At 38.6% G+C, this 26,543-nt stretch carries 21 protein-coding genes and 5 pseudogenes; 21 read left to right on the plus strand and 5 right to left on the minus strand.

Features of this window, described 5'->3' with window-relative positions; genetic code table 11:
- Positions 1-34: 34 nt before the first annotated feature.
- The 6 genes from KA717_37185 to KA717_37210 all read left to right on the plus strand — a co-directional run bounded on the left by KA717_37185 (position 35) and on the right by KA717_37210 (position 6,664).
- Positions 35-979, plus strand: coding sequence for a glycosyltransferase family 2 protein (locus KA717_37185; protein ID UXE60990.1), 945 nt, complete (start codon positions 35-37; stop codon positions 977-979).
- Positions 980-1,230: 251 nt separating this feature from the next.
- Entirely contained in the window at positions 1,231-2,583 is a 1,353-nt protein-coding gene (locus KA717_37190) for a hypothetical protein (GenBank protein ID UXE60991.1), read from the plus strand.
- Positions 2,584-2,765: 182 nt separating this feature from the next.
- Positions 2,766-3,515, plus strand: coding sequence for an FkbM family methyltransferase (locus KA717_37195; GenBank protein UXE60992.1), 750 nt, complete (start codon positions 2,766-2,768; stop codon positions 3,513-3,515).
- A 140-nt stretch (positions 3,516-3,655) separates the two neighbouring features.
- Positions 3,656-4,582 carry a glycosyltransferase gene (locus KA717_37200; protein UXE60993.1) on the plus strand — a complete coding sequence of 309 codons (927 nt, stop codon included), beginning with the start codon at positions 3,656-3,658 and terminating at the stop codon, positions 4,580-4,582.
- 354 nt (positions 4,583-4,936) lie between these two features.
- Positions 4,937-5,428, plus strand: a complete 492-nt coding sequence (locus KA717_37205) for a class I SAM-dependent methyltransferase (protein UXE60994.1) — start codon at positions 4,937-4,939, stop codon at positions 5,426-5,428.
- Positions 5,429-5,830: 402 nt separating this feature from the next.
- Entirely contained in the window at positions 5,831-6,664 is an 834-nt protein-coding gene (locus KA717_37210) for a class I SAM-dependent methyltransferase (GenBank protein ID UXE60995.1), read from the plus strand.
- A 115-nt stretch (positions 6,665-6,779) separates the two neighbouring features.
- Here the strand turns inward: KA717_37210 and ltrA are convergent, their stop codons facing one another.
- Together ltrA and KA717_37220 are read right to left on the minus strand one after the other, a co-directional pair.
- A complete protein-coding gene (ltrA, locus tag KA717_37215) occupies positions 6,780-8,585 on the minus strand; it encodes a group II intron reverse transcriptase/maturase (GenBank protein UXE60996.1) in 1,806 nt (601 codons plus the stop codon).
- Positions 8,586-9,413: 828 nt separating this feature from the next.
- Positions 9,414-10,493, minus strand: a complete 1,080-nt coding sequence (locus KA717_37220) for an IS1 family transposase (protein UXE60997.1) — start codon at positions 10,491-10,493, stop codon at positions 9,414-9,416.
- Between the two features lie 216 nt (positions 10,494-10,709).
- Here KA717_37220 and KA717_37225 point away from each other — a divergent pair, with 216 nt between their 5' ends.
- The 12 genes and pseudogenes from KA717_37225 (at position 10,710) to KA717_37280 (ending at position 19,405) form a co-directional block, all read left to right on the plus strand.
- Positions 10,710-11,768 (plus strand): glycosyltransferase family 2 protein, encoded by a 1,059-nt coding sequence (locus KA717_37225; protein ID UXE60998.1) that lies wholly within the window; start codon positions 10,710-10,712, stop codon positions 11,766-11,768.
- Positions 11,755-12,735 (plus strand): NAD-dependent epimerase/dehydratase family protein, encoded by a 981-nt coding sequence (locus tag KA717_37230; GenBank protein ID UXE60999.1) that lies wholly within the window; start codon positions 11,755-11,757, stop codon positions 12,733-12,735. The genes KA717_37225 and KA717_37230 overlap by 14 nt, the downstream gene beginning before the upstream one ends.
- Positions 12,736-12,824: 89 nt before the next feature.
- Positions 12,825-13,727: a glycosyltransferase family 4 protein gene (locus KA717_37235; GenBank protein ID UXE61000.1), complete on the plus strand. Its 903-nt coding sequence runs from the start codon at positions 12,825-12,827 to the stop codon at positions 13,725-13,727.
- 908 nt (positions 13,728-14,635) lie between these two features.
- Positions 14,636-14,980: a hypothetical protein gene (locus tag KA717_37240; GenBank protein UXE61001.1), complete on the plus strand. Its 345-nt coding sequence runs from the start codon at positions 14,636-14,638 to the stop codon at positions 14,978-14,980.
- A gap of 23 nt (positions 14,981-15,003) precedes the next feature.
- Positions 15,004-15,429: pseudogene (locus KA717_37245) on the plus strand (DUF29 domain-containing protein).
- Between the two features lie 21 nt (positions 15,430-15,450).
- The gene (locus KA717_37250) at positions 15,451-16,344 is read left to right on the plus strand and encodes a Uma2 family endonuclease (GenBank protein ID UXE61002.1); all 894 of its coding nucleotides are present in this window, start codon (positions 15,451-15,453) and stop codon (positions 16,342-16,344) included.
- 41 nt (positions 16,345-16,385) lie between these two features.
- Positions 16,386-16,700, plus strand: coding sequence for a DUF29 domain-containing protein (locus tag KA717_37255; GenBank protein UXE61003.1), 315 nt, complete (start codon positions 16,386-16,388; stop codon positions 16,698-16,700).
- A 297-nt stretch (positions 16,701-16,997) separates the two neighbouring features.
- Positions 16,998-17,126, plus strand: a complete 129-nt coding sequence (locus KA717_37260) for an IS1-like element transposase (GenBank protein ID UXE61004.1) — start codon at positions 16,998-17,000, stop codon at positions 17,124-17,126.
- A 74-nt stretch (positions 17,127-17,200) separates the two neighbouring features.
- Entirely contained in the window at positions 17,201-17,599 is a 399-nt protein-coding gene (locus tag KA717_37265) for an IS1 family transposase (protein ID UXE61005.1), read from the plus strand.
- Entirely contained in the window at positions 17,583-17,954 is a 372-nt protein-coding gene (locus tag KA717_37270; GenBank protein UXE64903.1) for a transposase, read from the plus strand. The genes KA717_37265 and KA717_37270 overlap by 17 nt, the downstream gene beginning before the upstream one ends.
- A gap of 28 nt (positions 17,955-17,982) precedes the next feature.
- A pseudogene (locus KA717_37275) lies at positions 17,983-18,252 on the plus strand (ISAs1 family transposase).
- Positions 18,253-18,568: 316 nt separating this feature from the next.
- Positions 18,569-19,405, plus strand: coding sequence for a Uma2 family endonuclease (locus KA717_37280; GenBank protein UXE61006.1), 837 nt, complete (start codon positions 18,569-18,571; stop codon positions 19,403-19,405).
- A gap of 485 nt (positions 19,406-19,890) precedes the next feature.
- On the opposite strand, the pseudogene KA717_37285 reads toward KA717_37280, so the two are convergent.
- Positions 19,891-21,023, minus strand: a pseudogene (locus tag KA717_37285) (IS630 family transposase).
- An 83-nt stretch (positions 21,024-21,106) separates the two neighbouring features.
- Here KA717_37285 and KA717_37290 point away from each other — a divergent pair.
- Together KA717_37290 and KA717_37295 are read left to right on the plus strand one after the other, a co-directional pair.
- Positions 21,107-22,103 (plus strand): annotated as a pseudogene (locus tag KA717_37290) (IS4 family transposase).
- A gap of 93 nt (positions 22,104-22,196) precedes the next feature.
- Positions 22,197-23,024, plus strand: a complete 828-nt coding sequence (locus KA717_37295) for an ABC transporter permease (GenBank protein ID UXE61007.1) — start codon at positions 22,197-22,199, stop codon at positions 23,022-23,024.
- Positions 23,025-23,079: 55 nt separating this feature from the next.
- On the opposite strand, the pseudogene KA717_37300 reads toward KA717_37295, so the two are convergent.
- Together KA717_37300 and KA717_37305 are read right to left on the minus strand one after the other, a co-directional pair.
- Positions 23,080-24,202 (minus strand): annotated as a pseudogene (locus KA717_37300) (ISAzo13 family transposase).
- A 778-nt stretch (positions 24,203-24,980) separates the two neighbouring features.
- Complete coding sequence (locus tag KA717_37305; GenBank protein UXE61008.1) at positions 24,981-25,889, minus strand: IS630 family transposase; 909 nt, start codon at positions 25,887-25,889, stop codon at positions 24,981-24,983.
- Between the two features lie 85 nt (positions 25,890-25,974).
- Here KA717_37305 and KA717_37310 point away from each other — a divergent pair, with 85 nt between their 5' ends.
- Positions 25,975-26,517 (plus strand): Uma2 family endonuclease, encoded by a 543-nt coding sequence (locus KA717_37310; GenBank protein UXE61009.1) that lies wholly within the window; start codon positions 25,975-25,977, stop codon positions 26,515-26,517.
- Positions 26,518-26,543 lie beyond the last annotated feature (26 nt).

A 26,543-nucleotide genomic window follows, 5' to 3' on the forward strand; every position in this document is an offset into this window, starting at 1 on the left:
AATTTTTTAAGTGAATGGAGAATATTTAAAGTAGATGAACAATAAAATTAACACCCAGCCTTTAATTAGTATCGTAATGTCCGTTTTCAACGGTGAGAAATATTTAGAAGATGCTATTCAAAGTATATTAAATCAAACTTATAAAAACTGGGAATTTGTTATTATTAATGACGGTTCTACTGACTTAACAGAGTCTATTGTTCAGTCTTATCAAAATGACCATCGTATAAAATACTTTTATCACAAAAATATAGGGTTAGCCAAATCCTTAAATAGAGGAATCCAATTAGCTCGAGGTGAATATATTGCGCGTCTAGATTCAGATGACCGAGCATTTCCAGAACGACTTCAAAAGCAAGTAGATTTTTTTATATCAAATCCTGATGTAGTATTACTTGGCTCTGCTTATCTACAATTAGATGCTTCTGCTGGGATGGCACTTTCTATTATTAATCCTCCTCAAGATAATTTGGGTTGTAGAAAAAAATTAAAACTTGGCCATAGCGTTTTTCATCACAGCTCAGTAATGTTCAAACGACAAATTGATGGAGAGACTATATTTTATGATGCTAGCTCCATAATAGCTCAATATGCTGAAGATATTCGCTTATGGATTACCCTCTGCTCAAAGGGTAATGTTTCTGTATTGCCAGATGTTCTTTGTTGTGTTTTGAAATCAACTCCTCAAAGTTTATCCTCTGGCCGTTCACCATTGAAGAGATTAAAATTACAGTTTCAGCTCTCACAAATTGCACGTAGTGAGTTAAACGGAAATTTTTATGATTTAATCATTTCTTTATTTGATTTATTAAAGGGATTCTTTTTTGTTTTCTTAAAAAATTTAATTATTAATAATAAATTTTTAATTTCTTTTTATACCAGTGCAAGATATTCAAGACTAAAGAAAGAAAAGTTTGATCCAAAGCTTGTTAAACTTTGGAGTTCTAACTATGAAGCTAATCTTAAAATAAGAATATAAGCAATTACTTCTGTTTTTTTTGATAAAATCCGATTTTCCTGAAATTTAGTCTCTAAACTGGAGAGTGTGAAGTTCTCTGTCAGACATTTTGGCAAAATGGCTAAAAGCCTTGCCTTGAAAGCCTTTCAGCGATTGTGAGTCTGGAGGAGAGTTGAAGAGTGTTGGGGGCTGAAACTCTAGTAAACTCGTTAGTTTTCCTATAACTTCGCACTGTCCAGTCTCTAAAGACTACTCATTAATTCTCCTCTTACATGAAAATTAAAAATTTCCTAAAAATAAAGAAGTTGTCATACTTTGTTTCTGATCCAGCCCTAATATTACTATTATTTTTGTATATTTATGCTCCAGAGTTTAGTTTTCTTCCTTTTCAAGGATTGGGATTAATTCTTCCTCCATCAACTATACTCTTATACGCTTTATCTAAAAATCCAAAATCAATTACTCGATTTTTATTCAAAAATAAAATAATTGTTACATTTCAGTTTTTATTATTGGCCCTATTTTTATTAGCTCTATTTTTGGACATTTATGGAGGTTCAAATAATCAGGTTAAATTTAGCATTCGATATCCTATTATTATTGCCAGGTTTTATTTTGGAGCATTGGTATCTTCTGTTGCTTTGTATCATCTTTTTGATTTTTCAAATAAAAAAATGAATGGAACTAATTTGGAAAATTTAATTACTTCTTTTTTCGTAATAATTTTTATTCAATTTGTCATAGTTTTTATTTCACTCTTGAATCCTAGCCTAAGAGACTTCTTTAATTTTCAACTCCTAAAACCACCAGCTGTCATGGCAGATGAAGCAACCTTCTTTTATAATAGGCGTGGATACGGTATCGCGTCAGGTTATGCTTTTTCTTATCCATTATTCAATGGTTTTGTTATGTCATTGTCTCTGTGGTCTTTAATTTGTACTCGTGAAAAGTCAAAAAAAATAATTTATTTAATTTGTGCTGCCATAGCTATAATTCCAATCATGCTTAATGCAAGAGTTGGTCTAATTGCAATACCGTGTTTTTTCCTATCTCTATTTTTGATTAAACCTTTTAATGTAGGGCTTACTATTAAGCGAGTAAAATTAATGTTTGCCATATTAGTTTTGTTAAATCCTCTATATGCTCTCATTATCAATTACTTTAATTCTTCTACAATCGATTGGCTTTTAGCAGGAATAGAGCAATTTACTCTAGCATTTACACTTAACTTTGAGGAAGTTCGGTATTTACAAGGATTCAGTAACGAGGACTACATTCCACAAAATTTCTTGTTTGGAGATGGTATGTATTTGTTCAACAACGAAAATGCTTATACTACAAGAAGTGATATTGGTTATGTCAATTATTTTTATTTTGGAGGAATATTATATTCCTTGTTACTCTATGGAACTTTCGCTTGGTTCTTTATAAGAGTTTTACTTGAGTCAAAAGCGATAAAAATCAAGGGAGTTATTTTGAGTACATTAATTATGTTTTTCATAGCCAATGTGAAAGGAATGGTTTTTTTTGATAATGAATTAACAAGAGGTTTTTTTCTCTTGCTAGTTTTTGTTGTGTTCGATGCTAAGCACCGTAATCAATATCAGAAATTCCATTCTGGATGATCACGTTATTTAGCTATTTGGGTATAGCAAATAAATTATTTTTTCTAACTTGTCTTTAAATAATAAGAACCAGAATCTTCAAGATAAACTAGTCTTAGTATATTTCGTATTAGCCGCCTAAGTCCTTAAGGCTTGTCAAGCTTCAAGAACTTTTCAATTTTAAATGAGAAAAAATTAATAAAATGTCTTCACTCTCTCCTAAATTTACTTTAATTCGTGCTTTTAAAAGAGCTTTTAATCTTATCAACTTGGAAATTGATAAACTAGCTCCTCGTTCTAATCCTGATTTACAACTAGTTTGCGGACTTAAAAAGTTTAACATTGATTTGGTTTTAGATATTGGAGCTAATGAAGGGCAGTTTGCGTCTGCTATCAGGTATTTTGGGTATCAAGAAAAAATATTAAGTTTTGAACCTCTCTTATCAGCTCATTCTAAGATGTTATCGCTTTCTAAGAGAGATAATATGTGGGAAGTCTATCAACGTTGTGCTATTGGGGACTATGATGGAGATGTAGAGATTAATGTTTCTAACTACTCTGTCTCCAGTTCAATATTAAAGATAAGCCAATTACATTTAAATGCTGAACCAAGAAGCCAAACCATCGGCAAGGAAAAAGTAAATATTTGTAGGATAGACTCAATTGCCTCCCCTTACTTAGAATGTTCTCAGAACCCTTTTCTGAAAATTGATACTCAGGGATTTGAGTGGCAAGTTTTAAATGGCTGTGAAAATAGTTTATCCTCTTTTCGAGGTATTTTGTGCGAACTTTCATTGGTTTCCTTGTATGAATCTCAGTATCTTTGGAAAGAATTGTTGAAACGAATTGAGGATAATGGTTTCACTGTATGGGCAATTCAGCCAGGTTTTACCGATCCACTAGATGGTCGAACTCTTCAACTTAATGTGATTTTTTTTAGAAATACGAATTAAATGAACTACCCCGCTGCAAGCAGACGGGGTATGGAAGATGTTTTGCTCGTAAACCGACGGTTTCCATTGCAACTTTAAATTTTTCGCTGCAAGCAGCGGGGAATTAACCCAAGAAAGATTAAAAGCATTAACTTCTACTTATGGAAATGAACAAGAAAGTTATTGTTTGTGTACCTACTTACTGCGAGCCTGAAAAGGTTACCAAATATTTAGAGTCATGTAACTTCATTAAATATAGACCTTTTCAGTTGATTATTATTAACGCAAATCCTGGTGATAAAACTTCAAAGATTATCAAGCAAGAAAAAAAATTAAGGGACTATGAAATTGTCGAAGTTTGTGGACAAAACGATGAATTTTGGAGTGCTACTGTTAATCGAGGCTTGAGGCTAATTGCTGAAAATGCTAAACCTGAAGACTACATTTTAATATCAAATATTGATATTGTTTTTGACACTGATATTGTAAGTCTGTTGCTTGAACAAGCATTGAAGCAAGGAAATTGTCAAATGGGAGCTATTTCTACTTCTAATGATCATGCAATTTCTAGTGGTGTACAAATTAAATCATGGTTAGCAACATCAACATTGCATCCCTATGCGGGCGTGGATATAGAGAACATTCCCAACGGCCTACTTATTAAAGTAGATTATTTGCCAACAAGATGTATGTTGTTTCCAGTGGAGGCACTCATGAAAGTTGGTGTAATATCTGATAAGTGGCTTCCCCATTACGGAGCAGACTATGAATTTAGTCATCGCCTTGCCAAAGCTGCATATACTCCTTATATTTATACGGGAGTATCTATTAAAGTTGATAAACAAAATACTGGAAAATCTGTTTATACTCATCAATCAAGCTATTGTGAGAGCATTTCCAATTTAATGGATATTAAAAATCCTTCTAATCCAAAATTTCGTATAAATTTTATTTTACTAGTATATCCAGTATATGCCATACCCACAGCCATATTAGCTTATCTTGTTCGGACAATTATAGAGACAATTTTGGATAAAAAACAAATTTACTCTTTGTTCGGACAAAAAGAGCGAGGTTTTTCTGAATAAAAGTATTTATCATAAATATATTATTATGAACTGGAAATTAAAAGCAAAAATACAAAACTTAGTTGATCTTTTACCAAGTATTTTGTCTTATCCGAATTTACTAGTTGGGTTCAGAGAAACTTTGGCTCTCTCAAAGACAGTAAACTTAATCCGACAAGTCGTTTAGTTGCTGGAATTGAAACTGTTAAGCGAATTGAAAAAGGCAATCGTTCTCCTATCGGAGCGACTTTTTTAGAATTGGGAACAGGAAGACGAATCAACACAATTTTAGCTTTTTGGTTATACTGCGAACGGCTTAGAGCTTAACTTTCTGGATACTGTCAGAAGCCCTGCGTGTGCTTCATTCTAGCCGATTTGGAAAAAGTTCAGTTTTTACCCGTTCGCAGTATATTAGGTGCAAAAAAAGTTTTCACCGTAGATTTAAATCCTTACTTAAAAGAAGAGCTCGTCAGAGAAGATTTAGATTACATTACTAAAAACAAATCGGAAATTGAGAGTTTATTTGCAAATCGCATTTTTAATAATCGTCTTGATGCTCTTCTTGAATTCGTTAAGCCTCCGTATCAAATAAAGAACTTACTCGAATTTCTCAATATTGAATATTTTGCTCCTAGTGATGGGTCTCGTCTGAATTTACCAGACAGCTCTATAGATTTTCATACTTCTTATACCGTATTAGAGCATATTCCACCAGAGATGATTAAAGAAATCCTAAAAGAAGGAAAACGAATTCTAAAGCAGGATGGGCTTTTTATTCATTGTATAGACTATACCGATCACTTTTCGCATTCTGATAAGTCTATTTCTTCCCTTAACTTTCTGGCTCTCTGGGAATCATGGTTATAAATAAAACGAATCAAAGAAAGCGGCAAGAATCCTCATACGTAAATTGTCGAAATTGGTAAAGCCATAAGCCTGCCACTTAACAGAGTAATCGCATGAAATTGGATTGGCGTGAGCTATAGACTGGCAAAGCCTTTCAGATTTTTTTGTTTGTAGCAAAACATTCACAAACCTACCGTCATTCGTACAGAGCGAAATACTTGGGCAATTTCTCAACTCTTTTATAAACAATAGTTTCCTCTGTCCGAGGCTATTAAGTTGTGTTAGCGTGCGATTATCGTGCTATGTTAGAGTCAACTATATTGAATCCGTTATTAGAAGCTCTTTGAGTCAAGATCGTTCTTGACTTGTTAGAATCAACTTTCTGATTATAGATACTCAAAAAACATTGATGGAGTAAAAACAATGAATGGTAATAATACAAATCAAGAACAAAAAGAAATGTTGCAAATTAATGAGCAACAAAAAAAATTTTATGAACAAAAACAAGGTAGCCGATATGAAGAAATTGGCATAGTGAACCAATTATGGGATAAAACAAGGAGAAATTTATATAAAGTTAGAGAAAATTTAGGGATCACAGAATTAATTCGTGCACGTCATTTATATTGGCTGGGTAATCTTGAAGGCAAGCGGGTACTAGATTTGGGATGCCATTCTGGAAATGACTTGAGTATTGATATTGCAAAAAACTGTGGTTTTTACTTGGGGATGGATTTAAGTCAACCAGCTATCACCCAATTGAATGAAAAATTGTTACTTAACAACTTGCCACACGCACAGGCAGTAGCTTTCGATTTTCTGCAATCTGATTTTCCTTATGAATCTTTTGATATCATTTATGCTTATGGGGTGATGCATCATTTTAAATACTTTGATGCTTTCTTATCACTGCTACACGAACGTCTCAATCATGGAGGAAAAGTTATTAGTTTTGATCCAATGGAGACATCTCTTCCGATATGGATTGCACGGAGACTATATCGTCCTTTTCAAATCGATAGTGACTGGGAATATCCTTTTTCTCAGCAAAATTTTAAACTAATCGAAAAATACTTTACTATAAAGGCAATTCAAGGTGTCTTGGGATATTCTAAATGGGGTTTGCCACTAGCAATTTTTCCTTTTGGCTCTGATTTGGTAAGCAAGTTACATAAGTATGATGTTACTTCGGCAACTGTTCGAGGTGATGAGCTGTGGCGGTGTATGCAGGTAGCATTATACTTAGAAAAAATATAAATAGAAGTTGCCCTAAGCACATGTGTCACCACTTGCACTCGGCTTCAGAACGTAGCATGAGACTTTCACCTCACTACGCTCCTGACTTCTAATCCCTTTCGGTTTGCCAGATGGTTTACCGTTGAACTTTGTTTTCCCTACAGGTTTCTTCCTTCATATCAATCCTTGTTTTCTTGTCATGGCAATCCAGATGGAGTAGCTGGAGATTATAATAATAATCCTTGCCGCCTTTATAAGTGGGGACAATGTGGTCTATCTCCCATTTGTCGTCAATCCTGAATGGATTGTGACAGTATGGACACACTCCTTTTTGTCTGCTCATTAGTTTCAGTACTCTTGGGCGTATGGTTGGATGGTGTTTCACCCTGTTTGCCCAATATGCCTCGTTTCCATCATAGATACTTGCGTGACCTTTTACCCTTATGTGCCTTTCGATTTTGGTGTCCGAATGAGCGTGTAGGGTGGTATTGTTGTCAGAAAATTCCCATTTTCTGTCCTTATTAGTATCCATCGTGTGGAAATACTTATTATCCACCCATCCTCTTGGTTTTTGAGGATGTCTTCTTCTAGCCCATTTTCTGAGTTTCCAGAATAGTAGATGGTCTAATTTCCCAAATGTTTCTTTGGAATTGGCGAATCGGTAATAGTTCGCCCATCCTTTGATGATTGGGTTTAGTCTTTTGATAAGGACTTCTTGTGGGGCTGACTTGCAATGGTCGATGATCTCCGCTAGTCTTCCATAGTGTTCCTTGATTGCCTTACGAGAAGGTTTGATGAGCGTTGTGTATCCTGTTGGCTTGCCATTGGATAGCTTGTTGCTTCTGTATAATCCAGTTTTGTATTGCTTGAAGTTGAATCCGAGAAAGTCGAATCCTTCTCTGCTGCTTTTGATACTGGTTTTGTCTTCTCTGAGTGTAAGACCAATGGGGGTCAGAAATTTCTGGATAACCTCTTGACATTCTTCTATGATGTCCTTGTCTTCGTGTATTACCACGAAATCATCAGCGTATCTTACTACTGTTAGTGTAGCTTTGGTTTGTTGCTGACTTAGACTGTGCATAGAGTTTGTGCAGATGTTGTAATATTTCTTCCTGTATTTCTTTTCGCTCCATAGCCATTCCTTGAGGTCTGTTTCCAGTCCGTGTAAGGCTATGTTTGCTAACAGGGGTGATATTATTCCACCTTGCGGTGTGCCTTTGGATGTAGGGGAGAATCCTTTATTGTCCTTTATCCCATAAAAATCTATTGCTCCAGATTTTAGCCATGCTTTTATCTGTCTTCTGATTTTTGGGGTGGCGTTCACCTTGTCAAGTAAGTACTGATGGTCGATGTTGTCGAAACATCCACTAATGTCGGCATCTAGCACCCATTTTTCTTCACTTTTGGATAGTGCGCTAAACACCATGCCACAAGCGTCGTGGGTACTTTTTGCTGGTCTAAAGCCGAAGCTGTTTGGCTCGAATTTAGATTCCCATTCAGGCTCTAGTGCCATTTTTACAAGTGCTTGCCTTGCTCTCTCCTCTATTGTGGGTATTCCTAGAGGTCGTTTTTCGTCCTTGTTTGGCTTAGGTATCCAAACCCTTTTAACTGGTTTTGACTTACTTTTTAATTTGAGTTCGTTGACCAGTTTTAGGCGTTGGCTCGGAGTTAGTTGTTTTATTCCATCTACTCCTGCCGTTTTCTTCCCTCTATTCTCTTGTGTTACCTTTTTGACGGCGAGAGCTTTGGCTGACCAAGAATTGAGCAGGGTTTTTTGTAGAGATTTAGCTGTTCTGTGGTTTCCTTCTTGAGTGGCTTTGTAAATACGTTTCTGTAGTTTGTATACCTTCCTTTCCACCTTGCGCCAGTTGATTTCTGACCAATGTGTAGATTCAGGGTACTTTACTTTCCTCTTAGTATTACTACTAATGGCATTAGTCATTTCTACTTACTCCAATAATTTACTCTTTAGAAGCCTCTCCACGTCAGCTTATCTTTCTCGTTACAAGAAAGCCTTTGCTTCTTGGAGAATCCCTCCCTTTAACGTCTTGCGCGGACTAACTACTTAGAAAATCGACCTTTCTAAGAGACGTTAGAGGGTTATCCCGTTCCCAATCGACCTTATATGATATTTAGGTTCTGCCCTTAAGTCGGATTCTATTTGGGTATGTTTAATTAGACAACGACGCAGTCTAATCCTAGAATCATGCCTTTTGGCTTGGCGTATCATCTGTTATGTTTTCGCCATTGCAACTTACGACTCGGAAGCAGTTCACTTTCGTTAACCATGTATCATTCCCTGCCATTTCTCGGTCTAACAGCTAACCGATTCTGGCTTTTCTCTTAGCTTCAGACCCTTGGGTGGTCATCCTTTTGCGCCTGTAGGAGTGGAGTCACACTGTATACCTCAGTGGGCTGGGCTCCTTAGTTCCCCTGACCTGTTTTGTTGCCTGTGAGGCTTAGGTCTTGGTTTCTAATCCACCAGCAGGTTGATTGAGTTGTCAAGGTTCGGTTATTTCTACCTAAATTACTCGGTAGTTTGTGAACCTTGCTGGCTGTTCCCCTGTTTCAGATTGCGTTTAAACGCTTTCTGTGTATGGGTTTAAGCCAAACGGGTCGCACCATCATTGAGTTGCATCAAATTTGTGGTAATTTACAGATCTAAAAGTTACCGTAGTTGACCAGTCAATTAAATGTAGAAGTAAGGTATTAATCTGTTTGGCACTGGTATCGTCTAGCTAGAAGCTACAAACGTTGCAATACGCGAGGTTCAAAAAATCAGGCGAATTTGGAGTAAGTCCTCCCAAGTTAACCCTTTTTCAATTATACCGAGAGCTACAGCAGGAACTTCTCTAGTAGTAAAATGGCTGCGAACAAAGTTATGAACCATCCAGAAAATATCTAGGACTCGCTGTAATCCCACAACAGATTTAGCATAAGTATTTGTACGACGACGAAAGGCAGATAAATAGCGTCGGATAGCACTATTAAATGCCTCAACGTGGTTGGCATGGATGTCCTTTTCTTCTGGTTTTTCTGTTGTCTCTGGATGTTCTGGTTTCGGAGTTTCTACTTTCTTTAGTTTACCCTCAGAATCTCGACGTTTACTACTCTTATTTTTTAGTCTTACTACAAGACCCTTCGGTAATACTTTGGTGGGACGACCTCGCTTTCCAGTCCTTAATACTTCGTGACAAATATTAAATAGCAGTTGACTATATCGCTTTTCTCCATCTGTAAATAACTGGAGAGATTCTGCACTCCTTTCAAATAATTCCGCTACCGTCATCATTGCTTCTAGAAATAATTTCTGCTCTTTTCGACCACATTTTAAATGCCAAATAAAGCGGCTAGCCCTGTCCATGAGCACGATTGTCCACCCCTCAGAGGCACTTGCTTCTTTATTTTTTCCAACTTTTGTGTATAGTTCATCCCCTTCTATTACTAATTTAACAAATTCATTCACTAAGGCGTATAAAAATAATGTCTCTTGTAATCCTGATAATTTCTTTTCCCAATTCAATATTGTTGTTTTCGCGTAGCCGAATACTCGGGCTGCTGCATTCAATCCTATTCCTTCCATTCTGGCTTTTAATACTTTTACAATTTCACTTAATGGGGTTTCTAAGCCAGCGATTACGCTACCATAAGTCTCAGCAAAACAAGAACTACATTCTTGACAAATGAACATTTTACGTTCCCCGTTACCTTTCGTTTGATAATGAGAATGTATTTTTACATTTTCACTATAGCAATGAGGACAGTTTTTCTTGAATAAGACATCCTCTTTCTCTTGGCACAAGCCAACATCATTCAGGATTTTCATAGAGCTTTTCTTTAATATTGACATTGTTTTCTGTTTCCTTTTTCTTTGATATAATGACAATAATAATAGTATAATAAAAACGGGCCGATGTCTAGTCTTAAACTATTTTTCTATTTTCTCAAAGCCTTACACCATAACTTTTTCCAACTTTGATCAGACGATACCAGTTCCATCTGTTTGTGTATTAATGTTTATGAGCATATTAGGCTAATTTAAATAATATTTATGACAAATAACCTGATGGTAACGATCGCCATTCCTGCCTATAACGAAGCCAACTATATTGAATCCGTTATTAAAGGCTTTTTAAAGCAAAATCATCCTAGCCTATTAGAGATAATTGTTGCAGATGGTGGCAGTAATGATGGTACTCAGGAAATTGTCAAGAAAATCGCTTTTGGAGATTCTAGGGTTAAACTATTAGAAAACTCTTTAAAAACTCAATCGGCTGGTTTAAATCTTATATTTAAACATTCTCAAGGAGATATATTTTTAAGAGCAGACGCTCATTCTGAATATGCCCCCGATTATATTCAAAAGTGTATAGAAGCATTAGAATCTTCTCAAGCTTGGAATGTGGGTGGTTCTCAGCGTCATATGGCTAGAAATGCCTTTCAGGGGGGAGTTGCTCTGGCATTTCGTAGTTTTTTAGCAGGAACAGCAAAATATCATGATCCAGATTACAATGGTTACGCTGATACTGTCTATTTAGGGTGTTTTTTAACGGACGCATTGCAAAAAATTGTATATAATAGCACTAAAAAAGAATTATTTGACACTACTCAAATCACAAATCAAGACGCAGAATTAAATCTAAAATTATTAGAATTTTTTGAAAAAGCAATTTATATTAGTTCAGATATAAAAGTTTGGTATAATCCCAGAAGTGACTGGAAAAAACTTTGTATTCAGTATTTTAAATATGGCAGAGGTAGATATCTAACCACCAAAAAGCATCCTCGTAGTTCTCCCTTAAGAAGTAAGATACTAATGATATTTGTTATTATTTATTGTATTTTATTCTTACTTTTGGTATATTTTAATCATACTCTACTATTTTTAATAACTTCTTTTTCTTTTTTATCGCTAGCCTTCTTGATAGAAACTATCAGAGTTTCTATCAGATATATGCCCAGTTTTCAAGAAGAAATTTGGCGTGGAGGTGAAGATAATATTCCTAACGGATTAACCATTTTTATGATGACTTTTGTCGCTTTAGTTATTATGCCAACTAGCTATACTTGTGGCAATTTTTATCAGAAATATAGACATTTAATAATAAAAAATGATGAATGGTGACTTTATCGATTCGCCTACTAAATTAATCTTGATGACTGGTGCAACTGGATTTATTGGTCGTCATTTGCTACCAGCATTACACAAGCAAAATTTGCAACTTATATTAGCTATTCGTCGCCATCCAATTAATGAACTAAGTCACAATCATAAAATTATTAATGTGGGAGAGATTAATGAAACAATTAATTGGTTAGATAAGTTGAAAAGAGTTGATACCGTTATTCATTTAGCCGCTCGTGCTCATCAGTTAAATGATCAATCAATTAATCCAGAAGCCGAATTTCTACGAATTAATTGCGAAGGAACAAAAAACTTAGCAAAACAAGCGATCGCTGCTGGTGTCAAACATTTTATTTTTATAAGCTCAATAGGAGCGATGGCTACGTTAAGTGATACGATTATTTCTGAAGAAAGTCCTTGTCAGCCTGATACTCCCTATGGTCGCAGTAAATTAAATGCAGAGACTGCTTTGGTTGAGTTATGCCAAAAGACTCAAATGAACTGGACAATCCTGCGCCCTACTTTGGTTTATGGGCCAAACAATCCAGGAAACATGGAGCGATTATTCGCTTTGGTAACAAAAAAATTACCCCTACCGTTGGGATCAATAGTTAATTCCCGTAGTTTACTCTATGTTGGTAATTTGGTAGATGCGATCATTAAGTGTATTGAAGATGACCGTGCCAAAAATCAAACATTTATTGTCAGTGATGGTGAAGATCTTTCTACATCAGAGTTAATTTTTCGTATGGGAAATGCTATGGGGAAACGACCCTTACTTTTGCCTTTTCCACCTTTATTATTACGTTTAGCGGCAAAAATAATCAAAAAAGAAGAAGTTGCTGATCGCCTTTTAGGTTCACTGCAAGTGGATAGTCGTAAAATTCGGCAAATATTGGACTGGACACCTCCCTATACGGTTGATCAAGGTTTAAAAATAACGGCGGACTGGTTTAAATCACAATGACTTTCAATTTATTATTTCTACCAATACTAACCTTCAGTTTGTCGTTACTTGTTACTGGCGGGGTTCGCTATTACGCGCTTCATCAAAGTTTGATAGACATTCCCAATGAACGTAGTTCCCATACTCAACCAACACCGAGGGGTGGGGGTTTGGGATTCATTATTGCTTTTTTAGTTGCGTTATTATTCACCGCGATTATTCCTCAATTCAATTTTCCCGCAGACTTATTTTTACCGTTAATCCTACTTCCTTTGGCGATTATTGGATTTCTTGATGATCGCTACAATTTACCATCAAGTATCCGCTATCTAGTCCAGTTAGGAACGGCGTTAATAGCTGTTGTTCACTATGGCAGTTTTCCTCAACCTTGGCTCAGTAATTTAGGATTAAGTGGAGAAATTCTGGTGATCGCCTTCACAGCGATTGGTTTTACGGCCTTAGTCAATTTTTATAATTTTATGGATGGGTTAGACGGGTTTATTACCACGATCACGGTTCTACAACTCAGTTTTATTGCCCTGTATTTACAACAACCGCTTTGGTGGTTACTCATTGCCTCCTTGTTAGGATTTCTTTATTGGAATTGGTCGCCTGCAAAGATTTTTATGGGGGACGTAGGCAGTACTGTTTTAGGGGCTGTTATGGCGATCGCCTTAATTCAGGTACAGGATCCTACGTTAGCCTGGTCAAGTTTAGCCATTACTTTACCGATTACGGCAGACACCATTTATACATTGGTGGTGCGGTTAACCCGCCGCGAAAATATTTTTCAGGCCCATCGCACCCACATTTTTCAGCGTTTACAACAATCGGGCTGGAGCCATGCTCAAGTGACCTTGACCTACTCGGCTTTGATGATCGCGATCGCCGTTTTAATTTTTATTTGGGGAGCTATAGGCTCTATCATAAGCGTAGTTATCACTATTTTAGGTATTATTGTTGTTGAGTTATATCTAACCAGAACTAAGGCAATCAATTCCCTTGCTTCTTGATGATAAAGTTCTATTATGGAATCTCTGAAGGCATTGCCTTGGTAGTTAATTCATCTCTTTAGTAATAGTGCTTTTCTCTAAATCTTATTTAAATTTTCTAGACTTTTCCAAACCATTATGACTATTCCTGTTGCAATTCTATGTGGTGGCAAAGGAACTCGCCTGCGAGAGGAAACGGAGTTTCGTCCTAAACCGATGATTACTGTCGGTGATCGCCCGATGATTTAGCACATTATGAAAACCTATGCTCATTACGGGTTTACAGACTTTATGCTCTGTTTGGGTTATAAAGTAGAACAAGTTCGAGATTATTTTATAAATTATGACTGGAATCACAGTGATAAGTAATGAGACGAAATTATTTACACATGACTTTGATGTTATACAAGCTTTTCAGTCTGATTTTTGTGTAATTAATTTTGTACAACTACTTATTTTGTTGGAATTAGGCAATAAAACAATTACAAAACTAGATAAGGGTCACCATGAGAAAAACCTACCTGTAAATAATTCGTTGATAGATTATCCTGTGAAACGGCAGCAATTCTCAGTTTTAGACACAGCAAGCCTTTTAGAGATTTAAAGAACATTTTAAAGGAGGGTTTCGGGGTAACATGGATGTGCTACCATGACTAGAAATCTGAAGACTCGTAAAATAAGCTTGTTAATCTCGTTGAATTTTACTCCGTATTATGCGAACTAAAATCTGAAACCCTTGCTACAGCGCAAATTTAGAATTGCTGGTGAAACGGTACGATAGGGCTTTCGAGCTCGCGTCAGATGTAATCAACGAAAATTTTACAGCAAGAAAAAAACTCAGAGACTAGGTTAATGTCTCTTACATCCATAAAAACAAGATCGTGTCTGTATCCTATGTTACCGTTTAAATTTGGAATTGCTGTGATGGCGTGGCTAATATTGACATTCAAGCTTTGGTCAACTATCACAAAAGTCACGGAAAATTGGCAACGGTTACAGCAGTCCGTCCACCCTCACGTTTTGGAGAAATGGTTATTCAAGACCAGTTAGTGGGGACTTTTAAGGAGAAACCACAAACTAGTGATGGCTGGATTAATGGCGGTTACTTTGTTTTACATCGTCAGATTTTAGATTTAATCGCTGGTGATGAAACAATTTTTGAAGCGGAGCCACTACATCTTCTAGCGGAAAAAAAGAATTGGCCCTTTATCAGCATTACTAGAGTTAAGAGATGTTTTCTTAATACGATTAGTATGAAAAAACTATACGATTAATATAAGGAAGTTATACGATTAATATGAGGAAATTATACGAACAAGACTATAGCCAATGGGCGGAAACTCTGGCAGATTTACTATTGTCGGTAAACTTTACACAGTTGGATATTGAAAATTTAGTAGAAGAGGTGCAGGATTTGTACAGGCAGGAACGTGACGACTATTAAGTAGCTTGCGTCTTACTCTTGCATCATTTAATTAAATGGGATTATCAAAGTAATAAACGTTTGGGAAGTTGGCAAAATACCATTAGTCGAGAACGAGATAACATGAGACTTTATCTAGAAGATAGCCCCAGTCTAGTCCGATATTTAGACAATGAATCTCTGGAAAGAATTTATCGTTTAGCTCGTGCTGATGCCATGGGGGAAACTAGCTTAGATTTTCCAAAAATTTGTCCCTATAGCATTGAAACTGTTCTAAATCGTCCTCTTTGCCTTGATTAATGATAAAGAAGGTGTATAAACATGACTGTAGCCCTACATCGCGAACTAGTTTACCCAGATAGTGATGCTGTTTCTCCACCCAAGCACGCCCTGCCTCAAGTGACTTGGAACAAACTGCCCGAAGATTTTATCTTGTCGGAAGATCCTGTGGACAATAATTTACAACCTCTGCTTGCTGAAGCTCTGCGCGAATCCCTAGAATTGGCGGGGCTATTTTTCGAGTCGATGTTGATAGCTACTAATTTTGGTATTTGTGCTACAGTTGCCGATAAAACTGTCGTCAAAGCTCCTGATTGGGTTTATATTCCTGAAGTTAAACCGCATCCAGAGAGCATAATTCGGCGTAGTTATACCCCTAATGTTGAAGGCGATCGCCCTCTAATTGCACTGGAATTCATCTCCGAAACAGAAGGCACTGAATATTCGATCAATCCTCACTATCCCTATGGTAAGTGGTATTTTTACGAACGCATTTTACAAGTCCCTTTGTATGGCATTTTTCATCCTCAAACAGGGGAATTAGATTTATTTCGTCTAGTAGATGGTAAATATGAATCGCAATCCCCCGACGAAAATAAGCGTTTCTGGATTACGGAAATGAGTTTATTCTTAGGTACTTGGGATGGCAAAAGATCTCAGCTTTCGACAACTTGGTTACGCTGGTGGGATCAATCAGGGAATCTTTTGCTGTGGGGTAATGAAAGGATTGAGCAAGAGAAATTGCTTGTCGTACAGGAACGCCAAAAGGCTGAACAGGAACGCCAAAAGGCTGAACAGGAACGCCAAAAGGCTGAACAGGAACGCCTGAGGGCGGAGTCTGCTGAGGCACAGTTGCAGCAAGAGCGAGCGATACGTCAACGTCTTAGTGATCGCTTAAAAACTCTGGGTATTGATATAGAGTTGAATGAAGAATAATTTAAGGAACTATTAATCAAATTTATATTTAGAGATTTACGATGAAATCACTTTATGAATCTGATTATGCACGCTGGGCAGAAGTCATGGCGCAGAGACTTCAGGAAAAACGCTTTGCTGAGCTTGATCTTAATAATTTAGTAGAGGAGATTCAAGATTTGTCAAAACGGGAACGTGACAGTTTGCTGAGTAGTGTTCGTGTAATTCTACATCATTTGCTTAAATGGGACTATCAACCGCAAAAGCGATCGCGCAGTTGGCAAATTACCATTGAAAGGGAAAGAGAAAATCTTGCATTGTATCTGGAAGATAGTCCTAGTTTGAAGCGTTATTTGTGTCAAGAATGGGTTAAATAAGATGTATCGCACCGCCCGACTGGATGCCAATAGAGAAACAGGGTTGGAGTTGCCAGTAGAGTGTTCCTACTCAGTACAAGAAGGTCGTGTTCTAAACCTGTGGAAAAGAGTAATAATAAATAAATGTAAATCTTAAAATTGGTGTGCCATGCTATTCAAAGCAATTGTTTGCCCAAGTTGTCAAAGTACGGATATTGTGAAACACGCCCCTCTGGGGAGGGGAAAAAGCGTTACAGATGTCGTAATACAGAATGTAAGCGTTGCACATTTATCTTAAACTATACTTATAAAGGTTATTTGCCAGAAGTAAAGGAAAAGATTGCCGAAATGGCAATGAATGGTAGTGGCATAAGGGATACAGCCCGTGTGCTGAGGATTAGTCCATCAACAGTGATTAGTGAACTAAAAAAAAAGAGTCTAGTTTAGTATTCGTCAACGAAAAAAAACTAGCAGAACTGGAACCCAGTCAGAGTATTGTAACGCTCTGCCAATGGAATGACGTGGAAGCAGAACTCGACGAAATGTGGGGTTTTGTGAAGAGCAAAAAAGAGCAAAGATGGTTATGGCACGCTATTGATCATAAGACAGGTGAGATATTAGCTTATGTTTTGTCTGGTCACAAAGATGAAGCATTTCTAAGGCTAAAAGAGTTGTTAGAACCTTTTGGTATTACTCAATATTATACAGATGGATGGGGGGCTTACGAACGACATATTGAGCCAGCATTGCATGAGGTGGGTAAGTATAATACTCAAAAAATCGAACGAAAGCACTTGACATTGAGAACTCGAATAAAGAGATTAGCGAGAAAAACGATTTGTTGCTCCAAATCTATTGTGATGCACGATATTGTCCTTGGATTATTTATCAATCGCTTTGAATTTGGATGTCTTATTTAGATGTGCTTCCACAGATTCAGAACACTACCTGATTGATTTTACAGAATCGTCAAAGCTAGATATACAATTGGCTTATTATCCGCCGTATCACAGCAAGTATAATCCGATAGAGCGTTGTTTTGGTTGGTTAGAAAAACATTGGAATGGGAGTTTACTGGATACGGTTGAAACCGTGCTTAATTTTGCTAAAACGCTAACATTCAGGGGTCAAAATCCTGTAGTGAAACTGATAGAAAAAGTTTATGAGACAGGAGTGAAGCTGAGCAAGGCTGGGATGGAAAAGGTTGAAGCACGGATTAATCGCCTTCCTAGCCTCAAAAAATGGTTTGTGGAAATCTTTGCCAAACCGCTATAATCATTGGATCATCTTTTTTCTGGTGTTCTCTAGCCTGCCGAGTAATGCTCAAAAATTATCCCAATCTGTTCGTAGTCATTGGTTGATAGAAAACTCTTTACATTGGGTTCTAGACTTGGCCTTCAATGAGGATGCTTGTCGCATTCGTAAGGATTTTGCTCCTGAGAATTTAGCCGTCTTACGCCATATCGCTCTTAACTTGCTCACAAAGGAAAATACTCTGAAACTTGGTATCAAGAATAAACGGCTACGCGCTGGTTGGGACGAGAACTATCTCCTTAAGGTTTTACTCGGATAAGATGCGTTTGCCCTGCAGCAATTCTAAATTTGCGCTGTAGCAAGGGTTTCAGGTTTTAGTTCGCGTAATACGGGGGGAAATTCAACGGGATTAACAAGTTCATTTTACGAGTCTTCAAGCTTTTAGGCACAATAGTACATCTAGGATTGCCCAAAAACCCCTTTAAAATGTTCTTTAAATCCCTAAAAGGCTTGCTGTCTCTAAAACTGAGAATTGCTGGTTTGCCCTGTTTATCTTCTTTAAATTTGGCGATCGCCTTTAGAATCATTTACAATAAAAACTCAATAATCACCGAAAGCATCAGTAGGAACAAGCTATGTCTGCCATAACGGCCCAGGAACTGGAATTGCGAATGCCCGATGCCAGTAAACTTTTGAGCGATGAGCCAGAGATGGAAAGTTCCCTACACTATATACAACTGCTCTTGCTAGTAACTACTTTGGAATGGATCTGGCGAGATCGGGATGATTTTTTTATTGGTGCCAATCTAAGCATTTATTTCAGTCGTCAACAACTCAAGCATCGTGATTTTCGGGGACCCGACTTTTTCTTGGTCAAGGATACAACCAGAGAACCTCGTAATTCTTGGGTAGTCTGGGAAGAGGACGGGCGTTACCCTGACTTAATTATTGAATTGCTTTCTGACTCCACTGCCAAGGTAGATCGGACGACTAAGCTGGATCTCTACGCAGAAAGATTTCATACCCCTGAATATTTTTACTTTTCACCAACCACGTTAGAATTTGCGGGTTTTAGGCTCAATTTTAATCAATATTATCCTATTGTCCCAAATGAGCATGGCTGGCTGTGGAGTGAGGCTCTAGGCTTTTTCCTTGGTATTCACAACGGTCAATTGCGTTACTTTTCCTTGGAGGGGACGTTGATTCCTACCCCTGATGAAGCGGCTAAGAATGAAATACTAAAAGCAAACCAGGCAATTGCAATTGCAAAACAAGAAACTCAGCGAGCCGAACATGAGGCTCAACGGGCAGAGCGGGAGGCTCAACGGGCAGAGCGGGAGGCTCAACGGGCAGAGCGGGAGGCTCAACGGGCAGAGCGGGAAGCTCAACGGGCAGAAGATGAAAAATCTAGGGCTGATCGCCTAGCGGCCAAGCTCCAAACTTTGGGGATAGACTCAGAGGAGGAGTCTTAACGTTTTTTAGAGAAACTTTAATGGGTTGACTTTAACTTTAGCAATCACCTTTGAAAAAATTTATGAGAAAATCAATTTTGATCCCTTCATGTAACTGTCTGGAACGGGTATCGTCTGATCAAAGTTGGAAAAAGTTATGGTGTAAGGCTTTGAGAAAATAGAAAAATAATTTAAGACTAGACATCGGCCCGTTTTTATTATACTATTATTATTGTCATTATATCAAAGAAGAAGGAAACAGAAAACAATGTCAATATTAAAGAAAAGCTCTATGGAAATCCTGAATGATGTTGGCTTGTGCCAAGAGAAAGAGGATGCCTTTTTCCTAAGTACAGGACAAAAGGCTTGAAAAGTATAAGAGAAAGGGGTTTCATGGAAGATGAACGTAATGTAAGAAAACCCATGAACCAATATAACGCATTGAAACAAGCCCTAAAACCCCATTTGGGATGGCATGGTGCCAGACTCTCCTTCCTAGTGGTCTGTCAATTTTCTATTTGTGGATAAAGACGCTTGAGACGGATACGAGCCTCAGCCGTCGTGAATTGCCAATCTACCGACTTTTGGGAATGATTGCGCTGAGTGTACCAAGCCGTTGTTTCTTGCTCTAAAGTTTCCCGATCTGGAATTCGACGAGCTAGGCATTGCCGAGTCATTGCGGACAGCTCGTTTTCAGCAATATTAAGCCAACTGCCATGTTTTGGGGTATGGTGAATTTCCAACCGTTCGACTAGACGACGAGCCGTGGAAGGCTCAAATGCTTCATATAGTGAGGCAAGTTTGTGAGTATTTAGCTGATCACATACTAAAATGACTTTGTCGTTATCAGCATAGTCGTTATCGAGTAAATTCTTAATTTCTGTTGCCCAGTCAACCGATGTTCTACGTTCACTGACAACTGTCTTTCGCCACCCAGACAAGGGTTCTGTAAACATAAAGATATTGGCTGTTCCATTGCGTTCATATTCGTAATCATGCGCCTCTGGCTGTCCAGGTTTGGCTGGTAGAGGAAGGCGGGTTTCTTTGACCAATTGTATAGGTTGCTCATCCATGCAAATCACTGGACAATTGGGGTCATAGGGTCGGTGATAAATTTCTAGAACATCTTCCATGTTAGACACAAATTCGGCACTCTTTTCTGGTGGAATCACGTACATCTGTCGCAGATGAGGTTTTAGTTCATTTTTTTTAACACTTGACGCACGGTTTCGTGACTAATTGCTGGCACAATTTCTAACTCGACCGCCTTGTCGGCTAGTAACCTCAATGTCCAACGGGCTTGACCAGCAGGCGGTTCTCCACAACGTAAGGCGATTAGTTTTGCTTCTACCTCTCCATCAATAATCGGTTAACGAGGCGGCGTTTTGCGGGGCTTGCGGCTTAATGCTGACTCCACACCTTCATTGACCAATCGCTCCCTGAGATTGGCGACTGTGTTACGGTGACAACTAAAGGCGGCGGCAGCTTCCTCATCCGTCCATCCTTGTCCATTCACATCAATGTTTAACAGAATATTGGCGTGCTTAATTTTGTAAGCCGCTCCTTTGCCGATGGATACCAAATCTTTTAGGGTCTGACGTTCTTCTTGACTTAATCGGACAATATAGGTCTTGAGCATGGTTACTTATTACGATATCTGTTGAGGTAATGAATAGCCTCTCCATTTTCCCTCAAATTCACAATCTTTAGCTTGACAGACCACTAGCCTTGTTCTTACTCGCCCTCCTCAAAGTGAAAACGGTTAACCTTAAAGAATTGGCCCTGGGTTTTGAAGGTCGGGCATTGGTGGATTCTCATTACAAACGCTTACAACGCTTTTTCTCAGGATTTGAGCTGGATTACCATCACATTGCCCGTATTGTAGTCAGTTGGCTGGATATCCCTCAACCTTGGGTATTAAGTATTGACCGCACAACCTGGGAGTTTGGCAGTCATGGTTATAATATCCTCACTGTCGGCATTGTCCATGAAGGAGTAGCCATTCCCATCTTGTGGTGGATGCTTAGCAAGAAAAAGGGCAATTCTAACAGTGATGAACGAATGCGTTTTATCGAGGAGATGCTCAAGATTTTTCCCACCGCCCTGATTCGTTGTTTATGTGGCGACCGTGAGTTTATTGGTCAGGCTTGGCTTCGCTATCTTCTGCTCGAACCGCTACTGGCTTTCTGTCTGAGAATTCGGGCTACGGACAAGATTGAGCACAATGGCAAGCTTTTGGCCGCCAAAGTCATTTTTGCCCATCTTGCAAAAGAGTGAATCTCAACGTCTTCAAGGGAGTTGTCGGGTTTGGGGATATCCTGTTTCTGTAGAGGCTCTTCGCTTGCCTGATAATTCTCTACTCATCGTCATTGGACATCCCGATTCCCAAGGTCTTATTCACGATTATGCCCTGCGTTGGGGCATTGAAACCCTTTTTGGCATCTTTAAGACTCGTGGCTTTTGCTTGGAATCTACTCACTTTACTGACCCCAAGCGTCTTCGTAAGCTTTTGGCTTTACTGACTTTAGCTTTGGCTTGGTCTCTCAAAACTGGTCTAGCAATTCATCATCTTCATCCCATTCCCCTCAAGAAACATGGTCGCCTAGCGCAGAGTCTTTTTCGTCTTGGTTTTGACCATCTTCGTCATCTTGTTCTTAATCCTTCTCTACCCAATTTTTCTCTTTTTCTCGACTCCCTACATTTTTTGTCCTGTACTTAGGCCTTTTTCAAGAAAAACTGTCCTCATTGGGCACTGGTATCGTCTAGCTAGACGATACCAGTGCCACTACCTACCAAGCGCTATTAAATCTTCATGGTATCTAAGTCAACAATTGTTATTGAAGCGGGTCGAACTGAAAGCCAGTATTGGCAAGATCTCTGGAAGTATAGAGAGCTTTTTTATTTTCTTGCCTGGCGTGACATACTGGTTCGCTATAAACAAACGGCGATCGGTATTGCTTGGGCCTTAATTCGTCCCTTTTTAACGATGGTTATCTTTACCATTGTTTTTGGCCGTTTGGCTAAACTGCCATCTGAAGGAGTTCCCTATCCTATTCTTGTTTTCGCTGGAATGTTGCCTTGGCAGTTTTTTTCCAATTCATTATCGGAATGTAGTAACAGTCTGATCGCGAACTCAAATCTGATCTCTAAAATTTATTTTCCGCGTTTAATTGTTCCAACCAGTGCAGTGGTGGTTAGTTTTGTTGACTTTATGATATCTGGTATTATCTTATTGGGTCTTATGGCTTGGTATAATTTTGTTCCATCATGGCGTATCGTAACCTTGCCACTGTTTATTGGTATTGCCTTTGCTGCTTCAATGGGGTCTGGTCTCTGGTTGGCTTCATTAAATGTCAAATATCGAGACTTTCGTTATATTGTTCCATTCATTGTCCAATTCGGATTGTATGTCTCTCCTGTAGGATTTAGTAGCAATATTGTTCCAGAAAAATGGCGATTACTTTATTCCCTTAATCCAATGGTAGGAGTAATTGATGGTTTCCGTTGGGCGATTCTAGGAGGTGACTATAATATATACTTACCTGGTTTTCTGTTGTCCTTAACGTTAGTCGTAATTTCTTTATTAAGTGGAATCTGGTATTTCCGTAGAATGGAACGTACTTTTGCTGATGTTATCTAGGGAGATTCTAGAAGCATTCACTTTAGAGAACACCAGAAAAAAGATGATCCAATGATTATAGCGGTTTGGCAAAGATTTCCACAAACCATTTTTTGAGGCTAGGAAGGCGATTAATCCGTGCTTCAACCTTTTCCATCCCAGCCTTGCTCAGCTTCACTCCTGTCTCATAAACTTTTTCTATCAGTTTCACTACAGGATTTTGACCCCTGAATGTTAGCGTTTTAGCAAAATTAAGCACGGTTTCAACCGTATCCAGTAAACTCCCATTCCAATGTTTTTCTAACCAACCAAAACAACGCTCTATCGGATTATACTTGCTGTGATACGGCGGATAATAAGCCAATTGTATATCTAGCTTTGACGATTCTGTAAAATCAATCATACGCCGCATGAATTGACTACGACGCGAATGATTTTCAGGTCCATTATCCTGATTTATCACCAATTTCTCAATATGACTAAAGCGATGCTTTACACTTTCCCACCAACTTTCTAATATGTCACCAATGCAATCTGCTGTTAATTTGGACGACACAAAAAATAAAGATAATTCATTCTGTTCAGGTAGAAAAATTCCGTAAGGAATTAGAGTAACTTCTGCTCCAAAGTCATGGTAAGAATGCCTCTGTTTTTACCCGCGTTTTTCCACCCCTGTCAAATTCTCCCACTTTGACCCCTACCTTGCCATCTAGCGATATACGCAATGTCTTTGGGTCTTCATCTGCTTCCCTGTTGATTTTTTCGATTTGTTCAAAAATAGCTTCCGTTTCTGCTATCTTTTTTTTCGGTTTGCTTTTTAATACTCTTTTTAAGCTATACCCCAAATCATTCAATTTTCTTCTGATTGTTTCCGATGATGGTAGTTCTTCCTCTTGATAACCTGATTGTACAATCAGTTGCCTACGCACCTCTTCACTTGTTATTCTCGTATATAATCGCGTACTTTTAAAACTTCGGTCTGTTTGACTTTTCGGCTCCACTATCGACTTTATATCTTCTAAGATATTCGGTAATTTTGTTTCTATTTTTTTGCGCCCACTACGGCTGCGACCATCTATGAATGCTTGACCACTCGTTAATTCTTCTGTTCCTTTGCGGATTGTTCGTCTATTCCACCCTAATTCGCGTTCTGCGAAGGTTTGTCCCCCTATTCCCAAACCTTGTACAACCTGTGCCATGAATTGTCTCCTGTCGCTACCTTTTAGTTTTTTGGCTGTTTCGATGTACAGCGATTTTAGGTCTTCACTGATTTCCGTTACTGATTTTTTCAGCATACAATTTACCTTTTTGTTAAAACTGTCTTTTGCTATTCTATCGGATCATTTATTTTATGGCTATCTCTTAACTGAAAAATATAGTGGTAAAGCCACACGTACATACCTGTGTGGAAAAAATGTATTGGTAATTATAATTGCTATTATTCCAGTTTGACAAAAAAGCATAAGCATTATCCACACTGGGATATTACAGTTTTCCTAGAAGAGACAATTAAGCAGATAGTTGAATCTTGGCAACAGCGATTAAATACAGGAGATAATTAATAATGTATTAAAGCGATGTATATAGCAAACCTAGCTATGAACCATTACCTCCTCAACAAACACTACCAACTATGTATGATTTACCTAGTAGGCTTGGGCGGGAATAGAGCGACCGTTTATCATTGCTTTAATGCCTTGCCTTGATAAGTCCATTTGAAGGGTTTAGCCATAGTGCGATTAAAGTAATCAATGAAGTCAAGGATGCGAGTTTTGAGCTGTTCTCTGCTCATGAAATTGCCTCGTCTGAGTAACTTACTCATCAGCATACTGAACCACATCTCAATTTGATTGAGCCAAGAGCAATGCTTGGGGGTGAAGTGGAAGACAATTTTATGACTGGGCTCTCGCAAAAATTCAGAACGGCTTTGCATTGATTGGAGAATGCCTGATTTTCCTTTGATGCCCAAAGTCGGTCTCAAGTCCTTCGACTTGCGCCACCCAAGCCTACTAGTGATTCTGATTGATGGGTGTTCAAGCAATCCATCAGCAGGTGCCACTTGACAGTCTTTGGGTCACTGGCAACCAACTGTTGAACATGATTGAGATAGTCTATCTCAGTGCGCGTGTCTCCCACACTGGCTTGGGCAATCTGACCTGAAACCACATTAAAACTGGCAATTAACGTCTGGGTGCCGTGACGAATATACTCAAATTCTCGCCTTTCTGGTTTGCCAGGTCGCATTGGTTGGGCAGGAGCCTTTCGTTCCAAGGCTTGAATGCCGGTCATCTCATCAATGGAAATTGTCTGTTCTCCCTGTTCTGCTCGCTCCATTGCACTCAGGTAGGTCTGACAAATGTCACTAACTTTCTCATCAAACTCAGGGTCGGGGGGAGGATTTAACCAATATTGCGATTGGTGTGGTTTCAAGTCGGCTTCCGCCAGCAATCGTCCCACATGGCGAGGGGAGATGCTCTCAACAATGCCTTGTTTGAGCATTTCATCCGCCAGTTCCCGCGCTGTCCAATGACTGAGCGGTCGGTCATAATCCGCCGGTGGCTCACAAGCTATCGCAAATAACTGAAGAATCTGCTCTAAGCTAAAGGTCATGGGACCTCCCGGTCGAGGTGCATCCGTTAATCGCTCCACCACCGACAGGGGCTTGCCACTCAGCTCTAGCCAACGATTGCGCCATAGTCGGGCCATATCTCGACTGATGTTAAGGGCGCGACCAATCTCTCGATGATTCTGTCCAGCATCGGCTTGTAGAATAATCTTGGCTCTGAGGACAATTTGCTGGGAAGTACTGTGCCGATTGACCAAATGTTGCAGTTGCTCTCGCTCCAGTTCGCTTAGGTGCAGTGGCGTTGGTGCTAATCTAGGCATTGTCCTATCCTCTGTTTTAAGTTCTCCCTAAATGGTAGCTCTATTCACACCCAAGCCTACTAGCGAAGATCCAGAGGAATCGGGGTTGCCCGACGAGTTTCACCTTTTACAACCAGAATTATTGCGTAGCACCTTTCGTCCGCCTTCTTATGCAGAAGATAATGTATTTACAGCTAGTGATTTAAATTTATACTATGACGGCAAGCATACACAATGGTATAAACGCCCCGATTGGTTTGCGGTATTAGGGGTATCCCGTTTTTATGAACAAACAGAACTAAGACTAAGCTATGTTACTTGGTATGAAGGAACATATCCCTTTGTCGTTGTAGAGTTAATATCTCTAGGAACAGAAAACGAAGACTTAGGCAGAAATTTACGGGAAGTTAATCAACCACCTAATAAATGGACAGTATATGAGCAAGTTCTGAGAATACCCTATTATTTTGTCTATAACTGTTATACTAATGAGCCTCACTGTTTTGGCTTAGTAATGAACCGTTATCAACCGCTATCTATTAATCTGACTTTTCCCGTTAAGTCCAAAATCCAGCAATGCAAACTTCTAGAGGCTTTATCTGGCAAGGGTTTGAGTAATGATTCTCTTGACAGGAAAAAAATATTCTGAAGCCATCATCCCGCTTATCGTTCAAA

The sequence above is a fragment of the Woronichinia naegeliana WA131 genome (genome assembly GCA_025370055.1).
Taxonomy (GTDB): domain Bacteria; phylum Cyanobacteriota; class Cyanobacteriia; order Cyanobacteriales; family Microcystaceae; genus Woronichinia; species Woronichinia naegeliana.